This window comes from Shewanella sp. SG41-4, assembly GCF_014164505.1.
Classification (GTDB): domain Bacteria; phylum Pseudomonadota; class Gammaproteobacteria; order Enterobacterales; family Shewanellaceae; genus Shewanella.
In genome coordinates this window covers 1-8,907 of sequence record NZ_JACJFI010000184.1, presented here as the reverse complement: position 1 = coordinate 8,907, position 8,907 = coordinate 1, and the positions used below count along the sequence as shown (strand labels likewise).

Genomic DNA, 8,907 nt, shown 5'->3' with positions numbered 1-8,907 from the left:
CTTATCATACTAAACAATGAGTATTATACCGTAAAGAAGCATTGTGATGATTAAAAATCAGGCGAAAGTATGCCTATAGGAAATAAAAAAGCGGCAATAAATTGCCGCTTTTTTACAACTTGATAACTAAAAAGCTATCAATGACAAACACTCAATTTACTTTTTATAAAATTGGCTGCCATCGCTAGCCATTTTGACTAACGTATCGCATGGTGCGAAACGGTCACCGTACAGTGATTGATAACCATGTAAAGTTGCCACTAAATTGCTCGCACCTAAGGTATCGATATAACGGAACGGACCACCTAAGAATGGCGGGAAGCCAATACCGAATATTGCGCCGATATCTCCATCTCTTGCAGAGGCGATAATCCCCTCTTCAAGACAACGAACAGCTTCGTTGAGCATTTGAATAGTACAACGCTCTGCCACATCTTTTGCTTCTTTATCTGAAGCGATTAAGATATCGAGCACCTTATAAACCGATTCATCAACCAATTTAGCTTTTTTAGCTTTAGGTCCGTATTGGTAGAAGCCTTTGCCATTTTTACGACCCTTACGGTCATCAGCTAATAATTTGTCAAAAGCTGCAGGCGCTTTAAAACGATCGCCGAGCTCTTTTTCTAAAATCGGCGATATTTTAGCTCCTACGTCAATGCCCACTTCATCAAGCAACGTCATCGGCCCCACGGGGAAACCAAACTTAACTAATGCGCGATCTAGATGCTCAATACGCTGACCTTCTAGTAATAATTGCGCTGCTTCATTCATATACAGAGCTAGAATACGGTTAACATAAAAACCAGCACCGTCTTGAACCACAATAGGTGTCTTTCCTTGCTTGCGCGCAAACGCCACTGTAGTTGCAATCGTTTCTGGCGATGTGGTTTTATGGGCAATGACTTCTACTAACGGCATTTTTTCTACCGGGGAGAAGTAATGTAGGCCTATCACATTTTCAGGACGACTTGCCGCAGAAGCAATTTGGCCAATAGGTAATGAAGACGTATTAGAAGCAAAAATGGTGTTTTCACCACATTCACGCTCAACGTCTTGAACCATTTTATGTTTAAGCGCTAAATCTTCAAATACCGCTTCAACAACGATATCGGCATCTTTAATGCCCGTATATTCTGTCGTCGTTGTCATTAAAGCCATGATATTGTCACGCGCTATAGGTGTCATATGACGACGCTTAACGCCTTTATCTAGCAGCTTATAAGCATATGATAGTGCGTTACTTAATCCCTGCTCTGAAATGTCTTTTACACGCGCAGGAATTTTAGCTTTAGTAGTTGTTACAGACGCGATACCACCGCCCATTAAGCCACCGCCTAATACCATTACTTTTTTAACTTTACGTGGCACTGCGCCTTCTGCACCAGTTTCTTTTTTCATTTCCGTGGTGGCAAAAAACAAGCTACGTAATGCAGCAGACTCTTTTGACATCACTAAGTTAGCAAAATGAGTAGCTTCAACCTCAAGCCCTTTCACCATGCCTTTATTCATACCTTGACGTACACAATCGATGATTTTAGCCGGTGCAGGATAATTTCCTTGGGTTTTCTTTAATACTTGCTTACGCGCTTGATCAAAAATAATGTCGCGAGTAAACGAGGTTGATTCTAAAAATTGATTTATTTTAGATTGCACTACAGGCTTTGCAGCTTGTTTGCCTTTTTTCGCTAGCTCAACTGCGGTTTCAAGCAAAATAGAGTTAGGCACAACATCATTTATCAAGCCCATTTTTAACGCTTGCTTAGGACGAATTTGCTTACCTGTTAACATCATATCAAGTGCAGTGGTAATACCCACTAATCGAGGCAAACGCTGAGTTCCACCGCCGCCAGGCAATAAACCCAGTTGCACTTCAGGCACACCTAGCATGGTTTTTTTATCGTCACTGCATATACGTAAATGACACGCTAGTGCTAACTCTAAACCACCGCCTAAACAGGCACCATTGATAGCAGCAACTACAGGAATTGATAATCCTTCAAGCTCAGAAAAAACCACATGACCTTGTTGTGACAATGCCTTAGCATCAGCTTCACTCTTGCAAGCGGCTAACATTGTAATGTCGGCACCGGCAACAAACGAATCTGCTTTACCCGAAATAACAACGAGACCTTTGATACTGCTGTCAGCTTTGATTTCAGCTAATATTTCACTGATTTCAGGGCCAAATTGTTCTTTTAAGGTGTTCATGGTTTCGCCAGGAACGTCCATAGTTAAAATGGCAATACCATCGTCACGACGAGCTAAATTAAATGTTTTTTCCATGCTCATTACTCCACCTCCAAAATCATTGCCACACCTAAACCACCAGCAGCACAAGCAGTTGCTAAACCAGTACCACCGCCACGACGCTTAAGTTCATTACACACTTGGGTAATCAAACGCGTACCGGTTGCCGCAAAAGGATGACCATAGGCTAATGAACCGCCCAGCACGTTAAACTTACTCATGTCTATTTCGCCTATCGCACGATTGCGGCCCAGCTTCTCTGCGGCAAACTTTTTAGAACCAAACATCTGCATATTTGCCAATGTTTGTGCCGCAAATGCTTCGTGCATTTCAATCAGGGTTAAATCTTCTAATTCCATTCCAGCACGTTTCAATGCTAATGGCGTCGCGTACGAAGGACCCATTAACATGTCTTGCCATACATCGATGGCAGTAAACGCATAACTCTTAATATAACCAATAGGTTGATAACCTAAGGCTTTAGCTCGACCTTCACTCATTAAAATAATGGCCGATGCACCGTCTGTTAGTGGCGTGCTGTTGGCGGCAGTAACGGTACCGTGATTACGGTCAAATGCGGGACGCAATTTGGCGTAAGACTCTAATACAGAGTTTTCACGAATATTATTATCACGATCAATAAACTGTTTGTAAGGTGGAATATGAGCTGTCATCACTTCTTGTTGAAGCACGCCAGAATTCCACGTTTCAGTAGCCAATGTATGTGAACGATGCGCTAATGCATCTTGATCAGCACGGCTAATGTTGTAAGTCTTAGCCATTTGTTCAGCAGTTTGCCCCATAGACAAACCTGTTGAATACTCAGCAACCGCTGGCGGTACCGGCATCAGGTCTTTCAAGCCTAAACGACGTACAATCGCAAATTTCTGCTTGAAAGTACGCGCTTTATTTAAATCGACTAAAGCATGAGCAAGCTTTTTTGAAACACCAATCGGTAATACTGAAGACGAGTCAGACCCACCAGCTAAGCCGATTTCTATATTGCCAGTCATAATTGACTCAGCTACGTTAACCGCCGACTGAAAACTAGTTGCACAAGCTCGAGTGACAGAATAAGCATCTGTTGATACATTCATGCCAGTGCCAAGTACAATTTCGCGAGCAATATTGGGTGCCGCTGGCATTTGTACTACTTGGCCATAAACCAGTTGTTCAATTAACTGAGGGTCGATTTCAGAGCGAGACAGCAACTCATTAACCACCATTTTGCCCATATCTAGCGCGGATACGCCATGAAAGGCTGTTGCTTGCTTTGCAAATGGTGTTCTTAAACCGGCAACAATCGCAATGCGTTCACCCCGGGAATTTGTTACTTGTTGTCTATCACTCATGTGCCACCCTCTATTATTGTTAGCTTAGCTCGGCTCTGCCGGTAAGTTTCTATTTTGCCAGATAATCTGGTCAGACCATCAAAGTGTGACCTGATTCTAACTTTTTATTGAATAGTTTTAAACAGGCGTTTACAACTATCTGCTTCATAAAGAGTTAAATTGTGTTAATTCTACTAGCAAAAAACTAATAGAATTCATAACATAGGTTTTAATAATCCCAATGCCAACTAAATAAATTGAGTACAGCTATGCCGTTAAGTCGTTTCCACTCACTACGCACCTATTTAGATAATGTTGTCTTAGGTCAGCCCGTATTAACTGAAAACTTGCTGATAGCTCTTATCGCAGACGGACACTTATTAGTTGAAGGTCCACCTGGCTTAGCCAAAACACGTGCAGTGAAAGCATTGTGTGATGGAGTGGAAGGCGAGTTTCATCGTATCCAGTTCACTCCCGACTTACTGCCTGCAGATTTAACTGGTACTGATATTTATCGTCAACAAACTGGGACATTCGAATTTGAAGCGGGGCCAATTTTCCATAATTTAATCCTAGCAGATGAAATTAACCGCGCTCCAGCTAAAGTTCAGTCAGCGTTATTAGAAGCCATGGCTGAAGGCCAAGTTACTGTGGGTAAAACGAGTTATCCTTTACCGCCACTTTTTTTAGTGATGGCAACACAGAATCCGCTAGAAAACGAAGGGACTTACCCGTTGCCGGAAGCGCAATTAGATCGTTTTTTAATGCACTTAAACCTAGATTACCCAAGCGCCGAAACCGAAGTCGAAATCTTACGACAATCGCGTAAAGAGGCCAAAACACATCAGTTGCCTACCATTGATCCAGTCGCACAAGCCGACGTATTTGCTGCTAGGGATCAGGCGTTAGATATTTATTTAGCTGAACCATTAGAGAAATACATCGTTGAAATTGTGATGGCGACTCGGCAACCGGCACGCTACAGTGCTGATTTAGCTAAATGGCTTGAATATGGTGTCAGTCCTCGCGCCACGATTTCATTAGAACGTTGCGCAAGAGCACGTGCTTGGTTATATGAGCGGGACTTTGTTTCACCAGAAGACATTCAAGCTGTTGCGCCTAATGTGTTACGTCATCGTTTGTTACTCAGTTATCAAGCGCAAGCGGAAGGTGTTACGGCAGATCAAGTGATTGATCATATTCTTAGTCAAGTTGCCGTACCGTAAATGTTGCAGCACGAGCACCTATTTTTAAGCATGATTAGATTATGATGAACCCAACTAATTCATTACCACTATACAGTGATGGTGTGAGCTTAAATGAGCAAGAGCTTATTGCTTGTCAAAGCTTATCCCGCGCAATCCCCGATCGCCAATCGCGAGCGAAAGCGCCATTGTCTGGTCACCGAAGCAGCCAAATAAAAGGCCGCGGTATGGAGTTTGCTGAAGTACGTCATTACCAAAATGGGGATGACGTTCGTACTATCGACTGGCGAGTCACTGCGCGAACAGGCGTTGCGCATACTAAGTTGTTTGTTGAAGAACGCGAACGCCCTATCCTGCTATTGATAGACTTAAGCCACAGCTTATACTTTGGCTCCCAGCTATTATTACAGTCGGTACAAGTAGCCCATTTAGCAACAACATTAGGTTGGAATGCCATTAACAATGGCGATAGACTTGGGGCGTTAATTGCTAGTGAAGGCAATCACTTAGAGCTAAAGCCACGTAGTCGCCGCCAAGGTATTTTACAATTAACCTCAGGGTTAATTGATGTCCATCAACAGCAATTAAACCAAATAAATCAATTATCACCCGATCCCGGCCATATGTTTAAAGCCTGCCAACGGTTGCTGCGAATTGCAAAACCAGGCTCGCTCATTTGGATCATTACCGACGGCCAACATATTAACCAACAATGTTTAGCCCCTTTAACAGAGTTGTCTCGTCACTGTGATATTGGTGCCTTTGTGGTAACCGATCCATTGAGACAGGGAACCTTAGCGTTACCGAAACAGTTTTCCTTACCTGTAAGAGATGGCCAACAACAGCTGACCCTAACACGTCAAAGTTATGAAGCCTGGTTAAGTACTCAGCAACAGCAGTTACAGCAATTCGTTTCATTAATGAATATGATAAAAGTACAACCTAAATTCATCGATGCCGCTAAACCGCTCAGTGCACAATTGGATATTTTACGTTAAATGACCACTGCTAATTTACCCACACAGCCATTGCCTATTGACGCCAAAGCTTCCGCTTTAGCGCAAATGCAAGATATTGTATTACCCGAGCCAATTAGTGCAGTGCCTATCGCGCCTGGATATTGGATAATCGCAGCGGTGTTAATAACCTTAGCGGTCTGGTTAGGTAAGCGCTTATACAAGCAACATCAATATCATGCACCACGGAAAATAGCGCTGACGTTACTATATAGCTATGATATTGCAGATGATACCTTTGCAGCACAGGTTAACAGCTTACTCAAACGCACCGCACTCACCTATTTACCACGTGAACGCCTCGCGAAACTAAACGGTCAGCCTTGGTTTGATTGGTTAGATACTCGCATCGCCACTGGGCAGCAACATAAAATCGGCCAATTATTAGTTAAGCGTCATCAAGCTAGTGGTTTAAATCAAACTGAAAAAGTCCAATTAAAATCTTTAGCGAAATCTTGGCTAAGTAATAAACGTCCTTTTAGTGATGCAACCTTAGTATCCAACAATCCGCAAAAGGATGCCAAATGTTAGCATTTTACTGGCCATGGTTATTAATCTTACTGCCACTCCCATTATTGATAAAACGCATTAACGTACATAATGTCGGTGGCCATTTACAGCTACCCGGCATCGCCACAACGGTTACGGTCTCCAACTCAGTAAACAAAAAAAGCAGTCGAAAACGTTATTGGTTAATGTGGATGTTTTTATTGTTAGCAATAGCTCGACCACAATGGCTTGGCGATCCAATAGAACTACCAGCAAAAGGCCGTGATTTAATGATGGCAGTGGATTTATCCGGCAGTATGCAAATTGAAGATATGGTAATAAATGGACAATCGGTTAACCGGTTTACCTTAATACAGCATGTGCTCAGTGACTTTATCGAACGTCGAAAAGGTGACCGGCTGGGACTTATATTATTTGCTGACCATGCGTATTTACAAGCACCACTAACCCTAGACCGTCGCTCTGTTGCTACATTCTTAGATGATGCACAGATAGGGTTAGTCGGTAAGCAAACCGCTATCGGGGAAGCAATTGCTTTGGCCGTTAAGCGTTTTGATAAAGTTGATGAAAGTAATCGAGTGCTCATTTTACTAACGGATGGTTCTAATAATGCCGGCAATATTGAACCAGAAGTCGCAACCCAAATTGCCGCGAAACGTAATATCACTATTTATACTATCGGGGTTGGCGCCGAAATGTTAGAACGCCGCAGTATTTTTGGTAAAGAGCGTATTAATCCATCAATGGACTTAGACGAAGGCCAACTCAAAAAATTAGCCACCATGACTAAAGGTCGTTATTTTAGAGCCAGAAACAGTGAAGAGTTAGCCAGTATTTATCAGGAAATAGACAAGTTAGAACCTGTGAGTCGTGATCAATTGAGTTACCGTCCCAAAAGTGAGTTATTTTATTGGCCATTATTAATGTCATTATTGATCAGTTTTTTAATCAGTTTGCAGCAACAATGGCCTGCTCAGTTATTGGCTAAAACCAAAGAGGCGAATCAATAATGATCCATTTCATTCGCCCAGAATGGTTATTGGGCTTCATCCCAGTATTGATATTAAGTGCATTATTTTGGCGTAAACAAAGTCAGCAATCGGCATGGAAGCAATATATAGCTCCACATTTAAGCCAATTATTAATCACTCAAACTGTCGAAAAAAGTCATCAACCCAAATGGCTTTTAATTGCCTGTTGGATAGTCGCCGTGATTGCGCTTTCAGGGCCTGCATTAAATAAACAAAATCTGCCGGTATTTGCTACAGAGCAAGGTCGAGTGCTCATTATGGATATGTCTCAGTCCATGTATGCCACCGACTTAAGCCCAAATCGTTTGTCTTACGCTAAATTCAGAGCGACCGATTTACTCAATGAATTAAAAGAAGGCGAAACAGGGCTGATTGCTTATGCTGGTGACGCTTATACCATTAGCCCGTTAACACGCGACCGTGACACCATTTTAAATTTACTGCCAACATTGTCACCCGATATTATGCCCACTAAAGGATCTAACTTAGCAGCAGCGTTAGCACTGGCAGAAAAACTATTGGCTCAAGGCGGTCATGTCAGTGGCGACATTATTGTCATGACTGATGGCATTTCTGCACAACAATTTAATCAAGCAAGTAACGCACTTAATAGTCGTTATCGTTTATCTATCATGGCTTTTGGCAGTAAACAAGGTGCGCCAATTCGCTTAGCTGATGGTCAATTGTTGCGAGATAATAGTAATGAAGTCGTCGTCGCTAAAACCGATTACGGTCTATTGCAAAAACTTGTCCAACAACATCAAGGGATCCTTGTGCCAGCTCAAACAGATGGTAGCGATGTGTCCACCTTAACCCACTGGCTGGCATCTGATGGCAAAGCGACCGAAACTGATCTTGCTGGAGAAGCTTGGCAAGATCTGGGGCCATATTTAGCCATGTTATTAATCATCCCGATGTTAATGAGTTTTAGGCAAGGACTATTAACCCTTATGCTTAACCCTGGTTTGCTATTCGCTACAGCAATGGCATTTAGCCTAACCCACAGTCAACCAGCACAAGCATCGGTGTGGCAGGATTTATGGAAGACTAAAGATCAACAAGCGCAATCAGCGTTTGAACAAGGTGATTTTTCCCAAGCAGCAGAAACATTCGAAAACCCGCAATGGCAAGCATCTGCGCAATACAAAGCCGGTAATTATCAACAAGCACTCGAAGGATATGAGCAAGACACTAGTGCCCAAGGTTTATACAATCAAGGTAATGCCCTGATGCAACTGAAAGATTATCCAGAGGCTATTAAGCGTTACCAACAAGCGATAACGGCACAATCACCGTTTATTGAGGCTGAACAGAATTTAGCCTTAGCTCAGCAATTGCTTGAACAACAAAAAGAGTCATCTGAACAACAATCCGATAAATCAGAGCAAGACCCATCTAATTCAAATGATGACAACTCAACATCAGAACAATCTTCTGATGAAAATGGATCTGAACAATCTAAATCCAACGAGTCTCAGTCTGGTCAGCAGGAGAATCAACCAGGTCAACAGGATCAATCGGGCCAGCAAAACCAACAGCAAAATGCTGAAAATCAATCTGACAATCA

At 42.5% G+C, this 8,907-nt stretch carries 7 protein-coding genes; 5 read left to right on the top strand and 2 right to left on the bottom strand.

Going from position 1 to position 8,907, the window contains the following annotated elements; all coding sequences use genetic code 11:
• Positions 1-156 precede the first annotated feature (156 nt).
• On the bottom strand, positions 157-2,283 hold the full coding sequence (gene fadJ, locus H5202_RS15195) for a fatty acid oxidation complex subunit alpha FadJ (protein WP_182772818.1): 2,127 nt from the start codon (positions 2,281-2,283) through the stop codon (positions 157-159).
• A 5-nt stretch (positions 2,284-2,288) separates the two neighbouring features.
• Positions 2,289-3,599: an acetyl-CoA C-acyltransferase FadI gene (gene fadI / locus H5202_RS15190; protein WP_182772817.1), complete on the bottom strand. Its 1,311-nt coding sequence runs from the start codon at positions 3,597-3,599 to the stop codon at positions 2,289-2,291.
• Between the two features lie 248 nt (positions 3,600-3,847).
• Between fadI and H5202_RS15185 the strand changes: the two genes are divergently transcribed.
• The 5 genes from H5202_RS15185 to H5202_RS15165 all read left to right on the top strand — a co-directional run.
• Positions 3,848-4,804 (top strand): AAA family ATPase, encoded by a 957-nt coding sequence (locus H5202_RS15185; RefSeq protein ID WP_182772816.1) that lies wholly within the window; start codon positions 3,848-3,850, stop codon positions 4,802-4,804.
• Between the two features lie 41 nt (positions 4,805-4,845).
• Positions 4,846-5,781, top strand: a complete 936-nt coding sequence (locus tag H5202_RS15180) for a DUF58 domain-containing protein (RefSeq protein ID WP_182772815.1) — start codon at positions 4,846-4,848, stop codon at positions 5,779-5,781.
• Complete coding sequence (locus tag H5202_RS15175; protein WP_182772814.1) at positions 5,782-6,330, top strand: DUF4381 domain-containing protein; 549 nt, start codon at positions 5,782-5,784, stop codon at positions 6,328-6,330.
• The gene (locus H5202_RS15170; protein WP_182772813.1) at positions 6,324-7,319 is read left to right on the top strand and encodes a vWA domain-containing protein; all 996 of its coding nucleotides are present in this window, start codon (positions 6,324-6,326) and stop codon (positions 7,317-7,319) included. Before H5202_RS15175 ends, H5202_RS15170 begins: the two co-directional genes overlap by 7 nt.
• The coding region (locus tag H5202_RS15165) for a VWA domain-containing protein (RefSeq protein WP_182772812.1) at positions 7,319-8,907 on the top strand (1,589 nt) is incomplete at its 3' end. The genes H5202_RS15170 and H5202_RS15165, both read left to right, overlap by 1 nt.

What these genes read in the sequence shown, in the direction of transcription:
- fadJ (WP_182772818.1), bottom strand. Translation starts at nt 2,283, where the DNA reads ATGGAAAAAACATTTAATTTAGCTCGTCGTGACGATGGTATTGCCATT.
- fadI (WP_182772817.1), bottom strand. Translation starts at nt 3,599, where the DNA reads ATGAGTGATAGACAACAAGTAACAAATTCCCGGGGTGAACGCATTGCG.
- H5202_RS15185 (WP_182772816.1), top strand. Translation starts at nt 3,848, where the DNA reads ATGCCGTTAAGTCGTTTCCACTCACTACGCACCTATTTAGATAATGTT.
- H5202_RS15180 (WP_182772815.1), top strand. Translation starts at nt 4,846, where the DNA reads ATGATGAACCCAACTAATTCATTACCACTATACAGTGATGGTGTGAGC.
- H5202_RS15175 (WP_182772814.1), top strand. Translation starts at nt 5,782, where the DNA reads ATGACCACTGCTAATTTACCCACACAGCCATTGCCTATTGACGCCAAA.
- H5202_RS15170 (WP_182772813.1), top strand. Translation starts at nt 6,324, where the DNA reads ATGTTAGCATTTTACTGGCCATGGTTATTAATCTTACTGCCACTCCCA.